Below are 14189 nucleotides of genomic sequence, written 5' to 3'. Positions count from 1 at the left end.
AAGCCGTCGCCCGTGCTGGTGAAGGTCCACAGGGCCGTCTTGTACCGGCCGTCGGCCTGCTTGCCGTTGTTGTACAGCACGGCGATGTCGTCCTTGCCGTCACCGTCGAAATCACCGGCGACGGGCTTGCTGCTCGCCCAGTTCCAGCTGAAGCCGGCGGCGGTGCTGTCCCAGACGCGGACCGGGTTGGTGAAATCGTCACCGGTGCTGGTGAAGGTCCACAGGCCGGTCCGGTAGCGGCCGTCGGCCTGCCTGCCGTTGTTGTACAGCACGGCGACATCGTCCTTGCCGTCACCGTCGAAGTCACCGTGCACGGGCTTGCTGCTCGCCCAGGTCCAGCTGCTGCCGAAATCGGCGATGTTGTCCCACTTCTTCACCGGGTTGCCGAAGTCGGCGCCGGTGCTGTTGAAGGTCCACAGACCGGTGTGCCTGCGGCCGTCCTCGGCGGTCCCGTAGTCGTAGAGCACGCCGACGTCGTCCGCGCCGTCGCCGTTGAAGTCAGTGGTGCTCGGCCTGTTGACCGTGTCGTCGATCCAGTCGGCGATGTCGTCGGTGCGGGTGTTGACGGCGCCGGTGCGGGTCGCGTCGACGCCGAAGCATCCGCCCTGCCAGGAGCGGCTGTTGACGGCGACGAGTTCTGGTGTGCCGTTGACCGTGCGCAGGGCGGGCCCGCCGGCGTCGCCCGGACAGACGGCCGCGCCGTCCTTGCCCGTGATGTTCAGGTCGGCGCCGACCGGGGCGGCGTCGACGGTGAAGGCGCCGGTGTGCAGGCTCAGCGGCGCCCACTCGTCCTTGGTGCGGCCGTAGCCCGCCACGGTGAGCGTGTCGCCGGCCGCGGGCGGGGTGTCGGCGAGCCGGACGGGGGCGATGTCGTTCACCGGTGCGGAGAGCCGGGCGAGGACGAGGTCACGGTCGGCGCGGGGAACGAGTTCGACCACGTCGCGGACGGCGCCCTCGGTGGTGGTCAGGTCGGTGCGGCCGATGGTGGCGGTGGTGGCCTGAGCGGGCTTGCCCGCGGAGACCCCGGTGGGGTCGTCGGCGAAGCAGGCAGCGGAAGTGGCGATCCACATCGGCGCTATCAGCACGCCGGAACAGCCGCGGTCATGCTCGCCCAGGGTGAGCTGAGCGGTGTAGGCGTGGGTGGTGTCGGCAGCGTCCGATGCGGGGCCGGTCACGGCGGCCGCGGGTGCGGCGCTCAGCGCGAGAGGGCTCACTGTCAGGGCAGCGGCCAGCGCGGCGAGGCGCACGGGGCTGTTGTGTCGCATGAGTGGGTTCCTTGAGTGGCGGATCCGTCAGGATTCAGAATTCGGGGGCGGCGGTGACGCGCGTGGCGCCCCCAGGGGGCTACTTGGTGGTCCGGATCTCGACCAGGACGTGCTCCCGGCCGTCAACGGACTCGCCGACTCCCTCCCAGGTCTCCGCGGGGATGTCGTACTCGGCCTGGTCACCCTCGGCGGTCATTTTGAGGTGGGTGTTGTCGGAATCGTCGGTCCGCACCCCGTGCACCGAGTCGAGCTCCAAGGTCAGGAAGCCCTCCTCGCCGGTGACCTTGAAGCACACGTCCTCCCGGTCGCGGGCGAGGAACCTCAGGAGGTTCGCCTCGCTCGCGCAGTCGGCCAGCACGATGTGGCCGTCGCCGCGCTTGAGGAGGAAGCCCTGTTCCGCCAGAATCTTGTCGGCCTGCGGGTAGTTGTAGTCCTCGACGGCATATCCGGGCGCCTCGTCGGCGACGGGTTCGGCGGTGGCGCCGGCGGGCTGGCCCCCGGCCAGCACGGCCCATGCCAGGGCGCCGACGGCGGTCGCGGTGCCCAGAACGCGCGCCAGCGCGCTGCGTGGATTCATCACAGTCCTCCTGGAAATTGACAGTCGGCGGAAGCCGAATGAAGAAAGAAGAGAGAAGAGCGTCACGGCCCCAGCGTGACGTTGAACTCGATGACCTGGGTCTTGGGGGACATCGGCCCGGAGTCGCCGACGACGTCGTCGATGAACGAACCGACGTTGTCGCTCCACCAGTCCGTGTACCCGATGACGGGCGGGTGGGTCGCGGACTCGATGTCCGACTCGTTGAACGCGGTGTACCGCCACACCACGGAGCCGTCCGCGTTCTCGCGGATGGGAGTCATCCTGACGTAGTGCGAGCCCAGGAACGTGTACGCCAGGTTTCCGGTGAGCCCGGCCGTGGAGAGGGTCCCGTAGTCCTGGATGTACTTCCCCGCCCCCTCGAAGCCGCTGAGCGAGTAGTCGTACAGGTAGGTGTGGCCCAGCTCGTAGTTCCCGGTCCGCGTGCGGTCGGCGAAGTAGTCGATCGTCTCCTTCGTGTTCTTGTGATCACGGTAGATGCCGGTGAACTCGTCGTCCGGGCCGAAGCACTGCGAGTCGGGGCCGCCCCCGGTGAGCCAGCTCCACCCCAGCTCCCACGGGTTGGTGTCGTTGTCGGACGGGATGGGGTCGCCGAACGGCGTCAGACAGCTCTCGGCGCCCTCCGGGAGGCCGTTCTCCTCGGGCTTGATGGGAACGGTCGCGTTGTCCAGGGCGTTCTGGGCCGCCTCGCGTATCGCGGCCACGATGACGAGGACCTTGGCCTCAAGCGCTGCTTGGGCGGCGGCGGCAGCGTCCTTCCCCGCGTCGAGCGCCGCCCGCCGGGCAGCCGTCGCCGAGGACCGGGCGTCCGCGGCGTAGGACGCGGCGATCCCGGCGGACCGCACGGCCCGCGTCGCCGCCTGCCGCGCCACGCCGCTCGCCTGACGGGCCGCGGCGGCCGCCTTGCGTGCGGTCTCAGCCGACCGTGCGGCGTCGGCCGCGGACGCTTCGGCGGCCGCGGCGTTGTCGCGTGCCTTCTGCGCGGACTGCCTGGCGTCGTCCGCGTAGCCGTCGGCGCGTTTGGCCCACTCGGTCGCTTCGGCAGCGGCCTGCCGTGCGATGGCCGCCGCCTCGGAGGCCCGAGCCGCGTCCTCCTGCGCGTCCGCGGCGATCTTGGCGGCGCGTGCGATCGCCGCCTGGATCGCGCTGATGTGCGTGGCGTGATCGTGGTCGAGCCGCGCGAAGTGGTGCTGCGTGGTTCCGATGAACCGGCGCAGCATGTGGGTGTCGCCCTCAAGCGCGACCTTGGCCGCCGCCTGGACGTAGGGGCCTCCGTTCGCCAGGAGGGTGGTGGCCGCCACCCGGTCGTCCTCGCGGACGGCCGCGGCGCGTTCGACGTGCAGGAAGGTGTGCAGGGCCTCGGCGGTTCCCGCGTCCAGCGCGGCCTCGGCCTTGCGCCGCACCGCGGGGCCGGTGGAGTCGTCGGCCAGGAGCGTGGTGACCTCGACCTGGTTGTCCTCCTTGGCCGCCTCGACCGCACCGCCCTCGAGGAACGCCTTGATCTTGGCGGGGTCCTCGGTCTTCAGGACCTCCGCGGCCGCCTTGGCCACGTTCGCCGTCGACACCGCGGCGATCGCCGCGACGTTCTCGGCGTTGTCCTGCCGCAGTGCGATGACGCGGTCGGCCTCGATCCAGTGGACGACGTCCTCGTCCGAACCGGCCAGCGCGAACTCCGCGGCCTCCCGAGTCCAGGTACCCGACCGGTCGATGAGCTGAACCGCCGCCTTACGCCCGGCCACCACCGCCTCGGCGGTCTTTCCGCCCTGCAGCGCCGACTCCGCAGAGCTGATGAGCCCCCGGATCTCCTCGGACAGGCGGGCTTCCTGCGTCCGCTCCCGGTTGACCCGTTCGAGCTCGCCGGTCTCCTCGCTCGCCGCGAGCCGCGCCGCCTCGATCGCCTCGTCGGTCTCCTCGGCCAGTCTGGCGGTCTCGGCCTCGCGAGCCGCCTGCTCGACCTCACGTGCCTTGACGACCGCGTCGGCGGCCTTGTTCGCCGCCTCAACGGCGGCCTTGGCGGCGGTCGTGGACCGGTTGGCGTAGTCGACCGACTCACCCGCGTGGTCGGCCGCTTCCTCGGCGGCCGCCGCCGCCTTCTCCGCGTGATCGGCGGCGCTGTTGGCCGCGTCCCGCGCCAGACGGGCCGCGGCGGCCGACTGCCCGGCCAAGGACCGCGACCTCGCCGCGGCCTGAGTCGCCCTGGCCGCGGCGGCCTCCGCCACAGCGGCGGCCTGCCGCGCGGCGGCGGACTCGGACTTCGCCGCACCGGCGGCCACCGCCGCGTCGGCCGACGCACGAGCGGCGGCGGCCGCGTTGACCGCCGAGCTGGCGGCGGCCTCGCCCGCCCGATCAGCCTGGACGGCCGCCACCGCCGCGACCTCGGCCTTCAAAGCCACCGAACGCACGAAGTTGACCATCGTCTTGGCGGCCTGCGCCGCCGCCCTGGCCGCGGACGCCTGCGACGCGTCCTTGGAAGCGGCGATCGCGGCACGATACGCACGCGCCGCAGCCCGCCCCGCCGACGCCGCCGCCGCGGCAGCCGCCTGCGCCGCCGCCACCGCACGCCGCGAAGCGGCCTGCGCCGTCCGCGAGGCCGACACCGCCGTCGACGCGGCCGCGGCCGCGCCCCTGGCCGCCTGCGCCGCCTTGTTCGCCGCCCTCGCCGAAAGCTGGACATCCTGCTCGGCGGCCTCGGCCTCGGCCTTGGCCTCCAGCGCCGCCGCCTTCGCCTTCTGGGCGGCCTCGACCGCCTGCGCGGACAGCTCAACGGCCTCGTCGGTCTTCCGGCCGGCCCGGCGTCCCTCCGACTCCACCGTCTTGACCAGCTGCTGGATCGTCGCCGATTCCTCGTCCCGCGCACGGGCGATGTGCTGACCCGTCTCCAGGAACCACCGGATCGCCCTCGGCGACCCGTCGTCCAGCGCCCGCTCCGCGTACTCACGCACCTGCGGAGACGCCGAGAAGAGCATCGACGTCACCTGCACACGTTCGTCCTCCTCGTGGGCGGTGAACTGCCCGCCGCTGAGGAACGCGCGCAACGCGAAGTCCGAGTCGGCCTCCAGCGCGGCGGCCGCCTCACGCTTCACACCACGCCCACCGTGAGCCATGACCGTGGTCACCGCCACCCTGAGATCCTCACGCACCGCGGTCCGGAAACCGCCCTTCAGGAAAGTCTCGACCGCCGCATCGCCGCCGGACAGCGCCTGACCGATGCCGTCGCGCGTCGACTTGCCCGCCGTGCCCAACGCCTCGAAGAGGGTGAACTTGTTGTCCTCGGCCCGAGCCGCCGGCAACGTCTGGTCGAGGAACGCCGTCACCTCCGCCGCGCTGCCCGCCAGCGCCGCGGCCGCGGCCGTGCGCACGGCCCGACCGCCCGACCTGTACGCCCGGACCGCCTTGGCACGGTCGGTGTCCGGAAGACCAGACCCCTCAGACGTCGCGTTGACGCCCGCCCCGGCCACCGCGTACGCCGGACGGCCCCCGACCGTGACGGCGGACAACGCCGAACCCGCCGCCACCCCGGTGAAAACAGCCAGCATCTGACGCCTGCTGAACACCCTTCGCGAATTTCGTGAGCGCGGTGGCATCACGACTCCCCTCTACTCCACTGGTCCTGACCAGGGCGCGTTCCCGGCCGTCAACCGACTGTCAAGTTCCACATCAAAGACGGATCTTGGACGACGCGTCCAATTCAGAAATCGGACAGAAGCTCGACAACCACGGGAAAAGTACGGTGATCTACACCACGCGCCAGAGCAGTTGCGGCAGTGACGGTCGCGTGCACTTCAGGCGTAGACGCGGCTCGGGACGCGGCGCGCGCCCTGGAGCGCGGCGACGCGGCACGGGCCCGGCAGCTGGTCGGCGCGATGGCGCGGGAGCTCGACGCGCTTTGGTCCTTTCCCGTGGTCTTCGCCGGGTGTCGCAGCGTGCTCCCGAGCGGGCGGCGGCGCGCTGGCTACCGTCCGCGGATGGACACTCTTATCTTCGGCGGCCTGCTCGCCCTCTGGTGGGTGCTGCTCAAGGACCACGGCCGTCCGCTGACGCACCTGCTGTGGTGGGTGCTGCTCGGCGCGGTACTGCTGCTGCTCTCGCACCACATCACCAGCAGCCTGGGCCTCGGACTGAGTTACTGACGTGGCCGCCACGACCGCACCGCTCACGGACCAGGGTCGCCAGGGGGCCCTCAGCCGGGTCCAGTACTGGTTCGCCTGCTTCTTCGCCGCCGGCTGGACCGGCATCGTGTGCGCCGGACTCGGCGTGCAGTTCATCAGCTGGGACTATCCCTGCCCGCTCTGCATGATCCAGCGCATGTTCATGCTGCTCGCCGCGCTCGGCGCCGCGTACATCGTCCGCAGAGGGCTGACCGGCGCGGTCACCGGGCGCGACTACATGATGGGCTGGGGGCTCGCCCTGGTCGCCTGCATCGGCGGCGGCTTCGCGTCCTGGCGGCAGACCATGCTGCACATTCTGCCGGGCGATCCGGGGTACGGGGACCCGGTGCTCGGCCTGCATATGTACGTGTGGGCGTGGATCCTGTTCATGGCCTCCGTAGTGGCCGTCGGCGTCGTCCTCGCCTTCGCCCACCGCACGGCCGCGGACACAGTGCCGACCACCGGGCTCCACCGCCTGATCGGCCGGGCGGTGCTCTGGCTCATCGGCCTGGTGATCGCGGTGAACCTGGTCGCGGTCTTCTGCCTGGAGGGCTTCCACTGGTTCCTGCCGGACGACCCGACCCGGTACGAGCTCTTCTACCAGCTGGGCATCCTGGACTGACGGGGCGCACCCACGGCACCCATGACGCACAGAGGGCAATCGTGTCGCACGCCGACTTACCGTGTACGACATGAGCAACGATGAGTGCGACACCAGATCACGGTTCGCGACTTGCAGCGCAACGCCGCAGCCGTACTGAAGCGCCTCGACCACGAGAACGGCAGCCCAGACAGCCCAGGTCAAGCGCGAACCCGCCAGCCCCGACGGAGACGCCGCCAGCGACGCCCTGCACGCACTGCGCGCACTTGAGGGAGACCGGTGACACTGATCTACCTGACAGCGCCCTCATCCGCCTGCGCCCTAGCGTCTTCGGCAAGGCCGGGCAGCTCCCGCGCACCAGACGCCTGCGCTCACTCGACGCTCTGCACTGCGCCGCCGCGATGAGCCTGGGAAAGGCGCTCACAGCATTTGTGGCCTACGACCACCGGCTCGTCGAGTGCGCCCGGTCGCTGCACCTGCCAGCCGTGAGCCCTGGAGCATCTGACGGTCAGACGTGAGAGCGGTCGGCACCCGCCCCGCCATGCCGACTCGACGACGGTGCGGCGTTCGGCAGGTCCCTCTCGCCCACCACGTCAGGCCCGCTCGTCTCGCCCGTCAGCTCGAAGCCGAGCCCCCGGTAGAACTCCTCGGGCCCGCCCTCGCCCTGCCTCCAGGTGACGGTGATCCGCGTACCGCCCCGGCGGCGGATCTCCTCCCCCACTGCCTCCATAGCGAACCGGCCGTATCCCCTGCCCTGGCGGTCGGCCGCGATGTTCAGCCGCCACACGCCGTCGCGGGGACGGCCGTGAAGGCTGTTCTCCTCGGTGAAGGCGACACCGAAGAACGCCATCACGAACCCGACGACCTCACCGCCGTCCACGATGGCCCGCGGCCAGGCGAGATCCGGGTGCACATACGCCAACGCCAGGGACTCCGCCACCGGCTCGACGAACTTCCGCTGCTCCGGGGCGACCTGGACGCGCAGGACGTCCTCCAGGTTGTCCTCGGCGATCGCCGCCAGGCGAAGCGGGCGGGTCGCCGTCGTTGCGGTTGCCGTTGCCGTTGCCGTTGTCGCTGTCTGCTCACTCACGCGGCCGACCCTAACCGCGCGCGGCCCCGAACGCCGATGATTATTCCGCGCCCGAGTCCGCGTCCGCGTCCGCGTCCGCGTCCGGGTTCGGGTGCGGGTGCGGAGTACGGATGCCGTCGATGATCCGGGTCCACCCATCCGCGCCGCGGCCATCGGCCATGGCTCGGCGGTAGTGCGCCTGCACCGCACGCGGCAGGGCCGTGTCGATGCCCACGGCCTCGCTGGCCGCCTCGATATGGTCCGCCGTGGCGCCCATCATGGCGATGCTGGCGTCCTCCCCCGGATGCTCACCGGCGTCGATCTGTCGGCCGAGGCTGTCCATGCCGTCCGCGGCGACCATGTCGGGGATGGCCCGGAACAGCTGCATCACTTCGGGCAGGAAGGTCTCCGCGGTGATACCGGCGGAACCGACCAGCGCGGTCGCGTGCGTCAGCCCCGACAGCGTCGTGAGGAACACGTCGAGCTGCGCCTGGTACATCAGTTGGGCGCGGCCGGGGTCTTCTCCGAGGAACCGCGGTTCGCCGATGCGGGCGAGTGTCGCACGATGCGCGTCAAAGGCTTCCTCGTCGCCGCTGAAGTACACATACGCGTGGTCGGTGCCGACCATGGGTTCGGGAACCATCACCCCGCCGGTGAGGAACGCCGCCCCGTGCCTGGCGGCCCAGGCCGCGGCCTCGCGGGTGCGGTCCGGGGTGTCGGAGCTGAGATTGGCCAGGGTCCGCCCGGCCAGCGATGCCGTCACATCGTCCCGGCCGTCCAGGATGTCCCACATCGCCTGGTAGTCGGTCAGGCTGAGGATGATCAGATCGCTGGCCGCCAGGGCTTCGGACGGCGTCGCGGCGAGGCGCGCCCCGGCCGCGACGACGCTTTCGGCGCGGCTGGGGGTGCGGTTCCACACGGTGACCGGGTGCCCGGCCTTCAACAGGGCTCGGGCCATCGCCTGGCCCATCGGCCCCAGGCCGAGCACGGTGACGGATGCGCGAGTAGACATGTGTGAATCTCCTTGGAGAAGCCGGAACTTGATACCGCGTCGCTTGCGGATCCAGCCTCTCCACTGCCACCATCAATCGGAAGTACCCACTAAATAGTGGGGTACGTACCAGTTGGTAAGTACCCCGTGCCCCGAAACCGGACGAGGTGCGTATGCCTGACCGTCGCGGCCCCTACATCTGCGGGATCGACGCCGCACTGGACGTCGTGAGCGGAAAGTGGAAGGGCCTGGTCCTCTGGGAGTTGCACACCCATGGCACCCTCCGCTTCGCCGAACTCCGCCGGGCGCTCCCCGGAGTGAGCGAGAAGATGCTCACCCAGCACCTCCGCCAGATGGAAGAGGACGACCTCATCCACCGCGAGGTCTACGCGGAAGTACCGCCGAAGGTCGAGTACTCCCTCACGGAAGCGGGCGCCGCACTCAACGAAGCCCTGCGCCCCCTCGGCGACTGGGGACAGGAACGGCTCCGCCGAAACGGCCTCGAAGTCACGGCCCCCGCCTGAACGGCCCCGGCGCCCGCCTGGCGGCAAGGCGGCGAGGCGGCCTTACGTGCGAGTCGGCGGCCGTCACAAGCGAGACGGAACGACACCAGAAACTTACCTGTTAAAGATCTCCAGCAACGAGCCCTCCGTTGCTACCTCGAGGAGGGTAACGAGGACGAACACGAGAAGCACTCCGAGGGCAACGGCCCAGCCGGTTCCGAGCTCGCCTTCATCTGTGGATACTTTCTCACCGGTGGTGAGGTTCATTACGTTCTGCCGCGCCTTTCCGGGGTGGGTCACTTCGACCCAGTCGCCGTTGGACAGCGAGCCTTTGTGTTTCTCACCGCGGAGCTCGACGGGAACGAGAGGCAGCTTGGTGCCGTCGTCGCTTCGCTGCTCGACTCGGAAGGTGATGACGGTCAGCGGCGTCTTGCGCAGGCGTGGTTCTTGGCGTTGCTGGAGGCAGGTGATCTGGCCCACGACGCCGGTGCCGCTTGGTTGACGGGCCAGCGGCGGGGTGTCGCCCTGGCCGGGGCGGGTAGACGGATGCTGACCTGCGGGCGGGGTGGTGGACTGGCGCAGCCGCGCCAGCGCTTTCCGTGCCGAGGCGTTACCGCGGTCTGCGGCGTCGGCGTAGAACTTCAAAGCAGCGCTGGCGTCGCCGCGCCTTTCGGCGATGCGTCCCAGACCGGCAAGTGCTCGATCATGACCCGGCCGGGAGAGCAGGCAGCCGTTGAATCTCGCTTCCGCGTCCGCGAGGTCCCCGCCGACGAGCGCGACCATCCCCAGTCCGTACAGGCCCTCTGCCGCATGTGCGGAGTGGTCGGTGAGCTGGGCGAACAACGGTTTCGCCTCGGCATATCTCTTCTGGTGGAACAGCGTCCGGGCCTTGACGAGCACCTCGTCCAAAGTGCCGGAAATACCGTCTTCCGCGACCATGTGAACCTCGCTCAGAGCAACCGGCTAGGCCACGTCATTGTCCGTGGGGGAACCTAGGGGCCGGAATATCGTCAATATCGTCGTCGAACCCGCTGCCCGGTATCTGCCCGTAACCGCAGACGGGTATCTGAGGTTCACCGAATCCACTACCGGGTATCGAGTCGGACGCTGCCTCAGACGCCGACTCCAGCAGGTCGGGTCCGGCGCCGGCGATGTGGCCGAACTCCTCATGGAGCTCACCGAGGTCCTCCCCGCGGGGCTCGGGATACGGGGTGTGGGGCTGATAGAGGACAGTCAGGGCAATTCCCGTCAACAATCCACTAATTTGCCCGCCTCCGATCACGTAGCCCGCACTCAAGGGGACAAGGATTTCCTTGACGAGATCGTACCCTGGATCGTCAGGGCCGTTCTGGTCTGGAATGAAGAACGCCTCCTTGGGCATGCCGTTGTCGTCGGTGCTGACTCTGACGTAACCAAGCGGCTGCTCAGAAACTTGCCCTATACCCTTGGCGGTCACGTGGTAGGTGGGCGATTCAGACGATCCAGATATCTGTATGACATCGACCGTGGAATCACCGTAGCCAGCGCTTTCGATGGCATCCGCGAACGAGGACTCAAGGCACTGCTCGAAATGCGCGAAGAATTCGTGTGATGTTTGTGGCGCCATGGAGTTGCCACATCCCTAAGCAGGCCAAGCTCCTAGGCAGGGCCGGGGCCGTCGAACCCACCGAACCCACCGAACCCACCTGCGCCCATGTCCCCAGATCCGCCATCGACATCGGAACAGTCGGTGGCCGCGAAACCAGAGGTAGGATCGAACATCGCGGCACCTGTCATGTCTACTGGCATGTCCGGGAAAAGGTCTGCCCCGAGGTCCGAGTCGATATGAAGATCCGCAGCGTCCCGGCCCGGCGTCAAGTCGATACCAGTCGATTCTGCCGAGGTGCCGGAGTCCAGCAGATCTGCCCCCACGCCGCCACCGCCATCGATGTGAAGATCCGCAGCCCCAGAACCCGGATCACTGATGCGGATGCCAGACACGTCGAACTGCGCACCAAGATCCGCTTCCGGGCTGCTGTCACCGGTGTCTTGCCCCACCGTGCTCGCCACCAGATTCGCGGCCACCCCGTAGGGATCACCTTGCAAGGCGTCGAGCACCGCGTCCTGCAAATCCGGGTCAGGTTCGCCCGGCGGATCCGGACCTTCGACACGCGGCCTGTTGGACGGGCCGAACGCTGACTTGAATGACTGGGACCAGGGGTGGCTTCCTTGACCCATCACTACTCCGCCTCCACGCCCCCACGGACACAATTTCCATCCCCGCGCGACAGACTTACTACTAAAAATGAGCCTTGGGAACGGTTACTGTCAAGCATTGAAGATCCACTGCCGTGAAGTCGCTGGTAGCGGGGCGCATGCTGGGCGGCCGCCGCGACGGCGCCCCGGAACAGCTCAGCCCGACCTTGACCGTGCCCGGCGGCCACCAGCGCCTGCCGCCGCTTCAGCGCCAGGCGCTGGTACTGCGCTGCTACACAGATCTGCCGGTGGTGCGCCACGGGCGAGATCCGTCAGGTGGTGAGGGTGGCGTAGGCAGCGGTGGTGGTGTGGGGGAAGGCGGCCCACATGCGGGTGCCGGTGGTGGGGGCCGGGGCGGGGCCGTAGCCCCACTCGCCCGCGCAGGTGCGCACCAGGCAGGCCAGCAGCCGCAGACTGGCCCGGCGGCGCGCCTCGCAGTGCGCGGCCAGGCGGGGGTTGGCGTGGCGGGGATGGTCGTCGTACAGAGTGATCCGCAGGACCTCGCCGCGGTAGCGCAGGCAGAGGTAGACCTCGGGTGCGGCGGGGCCGGGGGTGCTTCCGCTGAACTTGCAGGCCGTGGCCGTCAGTTCGCCGACCACCTGGACGGCCGGGTCGGCCAGCTCGTGCAGGCCGTGCGCCTGGAGCAGGGTACGCGCCGTCACCCTGGCGATCGACGGAGTCACCAACACCGCGGGCAGCGTGAGGCTATAGGCCAGGGTCTCGGGCGTCGGCGCGACAGGATCCCGCACAGGCGGCGGACAGACGGTCACCCCGCCTCCGGGTACGGCGGGCGCGGCGGCCACGGCGGGCGGGTTGACGTTGAACTCAGACATGACGGACTCCCGTGCGGTGAGCAGTGATTGAGGTCCCACGCGTCAGCGGTCGGTGGCCTGTCTCCCTGGACACGGGACGCCCACCCCCAGGGCAAGGGGAAGCAGGGCACACCCGTGCGATGTGCTTCCACCACGCGATGCGTGAGTGTTGCACTACCGACTGTAGGGCATCACGGGCCCAAATTGGCCCCTGCTGGGGTAACTAGTAGCCCGATGGCAGACTGTCTGCCGTAACGAAGGGAGGGCCATGGCCGCAAGGACGTCACCGACGCAACGACAGAGGAGGCTCGGGGCCGAGATTCGTAAGTTGCGTGTGGCAGCTGACATTTCAGCTGAATACGCCGCTGGGCTGCTGGGAGTTGACCGCAGCAAGATCTCCGGCATTGAGTCCGGCAATCGCGCGATCAGCCCCGAACGGGTACGCACTCTGGCCTGCAACTGCGCGTGCCCCGACACGAAGTACGTCGAAGCGCTGGTCGACATGGCGAGGCCGAGCCCGCGTGGGTGGTGGGAGCGATACCGGGGCAGTCTGCCCAGCGGGCACCTGGATATCGCCGAGCTGGAGTGGCACGCGGTACGGATGCGCTTGGCCCACTCCGTGCACGTACCCGGACTCCTTCAGACCAGCGATCACGCGACTGCGGTCTTCCGCGTCGGAGTCCCCCAACTCCCGGAACACGAGATCGCTCTGCGCGTCGCCCACCGACTGGAGCGCCAGCAGGTACTGGATCGCGAGAACCCTCCCGAGTACGTGGCCATACTTCACGAAGCGGCACTGCGCATGCAGTTCGGTGGGCGGAAAGTCACTCGTGCCCAGCTAGAACACTTGCTCAAGATGTCCGAGCGCGACAACGTACGGGTGCACGTCATCCCGTTCGAGGCTGGAGCGTTCCCCGGAGCAGGTCAGAACGTGATCTACGCCGACGGACCCGTGCCACAGCTCGATACCGCCCAGGTCGACAGCACGCATGGTCCGGACTTCCTACACCAGGAAGCCCAGTTGTCGAAGTACCGAGGCCAACTGGACTGGATGGAACGCCTCGCCCTGCCGCGCACCGAATCACGCGACTGCATTCGTGCCGTCGCCCAACAACTGTGAGGACGCTCAGATGACCGACATCACGTGGGAAGAACCGTTCTGCGCTGAAGGCTCAGCCTGCTTCCGGCTCGGCACGGACACCGACGGCAACGCCTATATCGCCGTCGCCGGGCAGGAGGACCGCTACCTCACCGACACCCAAGACGCCCTGCGCACCATGATCCGCGACATCAAGGCAGGCAAAGCCGACCACCTGCTCTGAGGACCCGGCCGGGCCACCACCCGCGCCCCGTCACCCGTCAGGGCCGGACGGCGTCAACATCGCATGTGTCCAGCGGTGTTGTCACCGCTTCGGGCTTCCGCCCAGTCTTGTAGACCACGGTGAGGTAGCAGCGGGACACCAGGCTGGTGCTCGGGCCACGCCAGAGGCTTCCCGAGTCCTCGTACTCTTCGGCGAACGAGGTGACGATCACCAGTGACTCGCCGTCGGTCCGCGTGTAGGAGACCGTGCGACTGTCCGTGCCGTACTCCCGCACGATACGCGTCGTACGCTCCTTGCCGGGGTAGTCGTTGCGTGCCGTCCAGTCCACGAGGTCACGTGCGTAGGGGCGGGGCATGTCCTGTATGCGTTCGATGGCCGTCTGTTTGTTGCGCTCGGCCGCACGGTCTTGCCGGTAGAACCACAACCAGATGCCGCCTACAGCGAGTACGGGAATCAGCATCAAGGCTATGACGGCGATGATGCAGCCCCAGGACCGTGCGTCGTCACTCCTTGGCGTCTGGTCGGGTTCCAGAGGCGGGTCCGGTGGCGGCCTGTCGGTGAGCGCTGTCTCGGGAACACCCTGCCAAGACTTCCGCGCCCTGACCTGCCGTGTGACCGACCACCAGTTACGCGCCCGGGACCGTGCCC

General features: G+C 69.0%; 15 protein-coding genes. 5 read left to right on the top strand and 10 right to left on the bottom strand.

Annotated elements, in window-relative coordinates:
• From ACX6XY_RS11895 to ACX6XY_RS11885, 3 genes are all read right to left on the bottom strand, one after another.
• A partial coding sequence (locus ACX6XY_RS11895) for a S1 family peptidase (RefSeq protein WP_460329082.1) occupies nt 1-1265 on the bottom strand: 1265 nt, incomplete at its 3' end.
• Nucleotides 1266-1344: 79 nt separating this feature from the next.
• Nucleotides 1345-1842, bottom strand: coding sequence for a hypothetical protein (locus ACX6XY_RS11890; protein ID WP_460329080.1), 498 nt, complete (start codon nt 1840-1842; stop codon nt 1345-1347).
• 62 nt (nt 1843-1904) lie between these two features.
• The gene (locus tag ACX6XY_RS11885; RefSeq protein ID WP_460329078.1) at nt 1905-5396 is read right to left on the bottom strand and encodes an ALF repeat-containing protein; all 3492 of its coding nucleotides are present in this window, start codon (nt 5394-5396) and stop codon (nt 1905-1907) included.
• Between the two features lie 228 nt (nt 5397-5624).
• Here ACX6XY_RS11885 and ACX6XY_RS11880 point away from each other — a divergent pair, with 228 nt between their 5' ends.
• Both ACX6XY_RS11880 and ACX6XY_RS11875 read left to right on the top strand, forming a co-directional pair.
• Nucleotides 5625-5990 (top strand): DUF5993 family protein, encoded by a 366-nt coding sequence (locus ACX6XY_RS11880; RefSeq protein WP_460329075.1) that lies wholly within the window; start codon nt 5625-5627, stop codon nt 5988-5990.
• 1 nt (nt 5991) lies between these two features.
• Nucleotides 5992-6630 carry a disulfide bond formation protein B gene (locus tag ACX6XY_RS11875; protein WP_460329073.1) on the top strand — a complete coding sequence of 213 codons (639 nt, stop codon included), beginning with the start codon at nt 5992-5994 and terminating at the stop codon, nt 6628-6630.
• Between the two features lie 487 nt (nt 6631-7117).
• Here ACX6XY_RS11875 and ACX6XY_RS11870 read toward each other — a convergent pair whose 3' ends face one another.
• Entirely contained in the window at nt 7118-7699 is a 582-nt protein-coding gene (locus tag ACX6XY_RS11870) for a GNAT family N-acetyltransferase (protein ID WP_460329072.1), read from the bottom strand.
• A 40-nt stretch (nt 7700-7739) separates the two neighbouring features.
• Nucleotides 7740-8690 carry an NAD(P)-dependent oxidoreductase gene (locus tag ACX6XY_RS11865; protein ID WP_460329070.1) on the bottom strand — a complete coding sequence of 317 codons (951 nt, stop codon included), beginning with the start codon at nt 8688-8690 and terminating at the stop codon, nt 7740-7742.
• A 152-nt stretch (nt 8691-8842) separates the two neighbouring features.
• On the opposite strand from ACX6XY_RS11865, the gene ACX6XY_RS11860 reads away from it, so the two are divergent.
• On the top strand, nt 8843-9193 hold the full coding sequence (locus ACX6XY_RS11860) for a winged helix-turn-helix transcriptional regulator (protein WP_460329068.1): 351 nt from the start codon (nt 8843-8845) through the stop codon (nt 9191-9193).
• A gap of 93 nt (nt 9194-9286) precedes the next feature.
• On the opposite strand, the gene ACX6XY_RS11855 is transcribed toward ACX6XY_RS11860, so the two are convergent.
• The 4 genes from ACX6XY_RS11855 to ACX6XY_RS11840 all read right to left on the bottom strand — a co-directional run bounded on the left by ACX6XY_RS11855 (nt 9287) and on the right by ACX6XY_RS11840 (nt 12240).
• Complete coding sequence (locus ACX6XY_RS11855; protein ID WP_460329066.1) at nt 9287-10111, bottom strand: tetratricopeptide repeat protein; 825 nt, start codon at nt 10109-10111, stop codon at nt 9287-9289.
• Nucleotides 10112-10145: 34 nt separating this feature from the next.
• Complete coding sequence (locus tag ACX6XY_RS11850) at nt 10146-10778, bottom strand: hypothetical protein (protein WP_460329064.1); 633 nt, start codon at nt 10776-10778, stop codon at nt 10146-10148.
• 32 nt (nt 10779-10810) lie between these two features.
• A complete protein-coding gene (locus tag ACX6XY_RS11845) occupies nt 10811-11269 on the bottom strand; it encodes a hypothetical protein (protein ID WP_460329063.1) in 459 nt (152 codons plus the stop codon).
• 410 nt (nt 11270-11679) lie between these two features.
• Nucleotides 11680-12240, bottom strand: a complete 561-nt coding sequence (locus ACX6XY_RS11840; protein WP_460329059.1) for an ATP-binding protein — start codon at nt 12238-12240, stop codon at nt 11680-11682.
• Between the two features lie 247 nt (nt 12241-12487).
• On the opposite strand from ACX6XY_RS11840, the gene ACX6XY_RS11835 reads away from it, so the two are divergent.
• Nucleotides 12488-13339, top strand: coding sequence for a helix-turn-helix domain-containing protein (locus ACX6XY_RS11835; protein WP_460329057.1), 852 nt, complete (start codon nt 12488-12490; stop codon nt 13337-13339).
• Nucleotides 13340-13349: 10 nt separating this feature from the next.
• Nucleotides 13350-13541, top strand: coding sequence for a hypothetical protein (locus tag ACX6XY_RS11830; RefSeq protein ID WP_460329055.1), 192 nt, complete (start codon nt 13350-13352; stop codon nt 13539-13541).
• Nucleotides 13542-13578: 37 nt separating this feature from the next.
• Here ACX6XY_RS11830 and ACX6XY_RS11825 read toward each other — a convergent pair whose 3' ends face one another.
• Nucleotides 13579-14001: a hypothetical protein gene (locus ACX6XY_RS11825; protein WP_460329053.1), complete on the bottom strand. Its 423-nt coding sequence runs from the start codon at nt 13999-14001 to the stop codon at nt 13579-13581.
• Nucleotides 14002-14189 lie beyond the last annotated feature (188 nt).

It is taken from the genome of Streptomyces sp. O3 (assembly GCF_054788135.1).
This window is presented reverse-complemented; position numbering and strand designations above follow the sequence as displayed.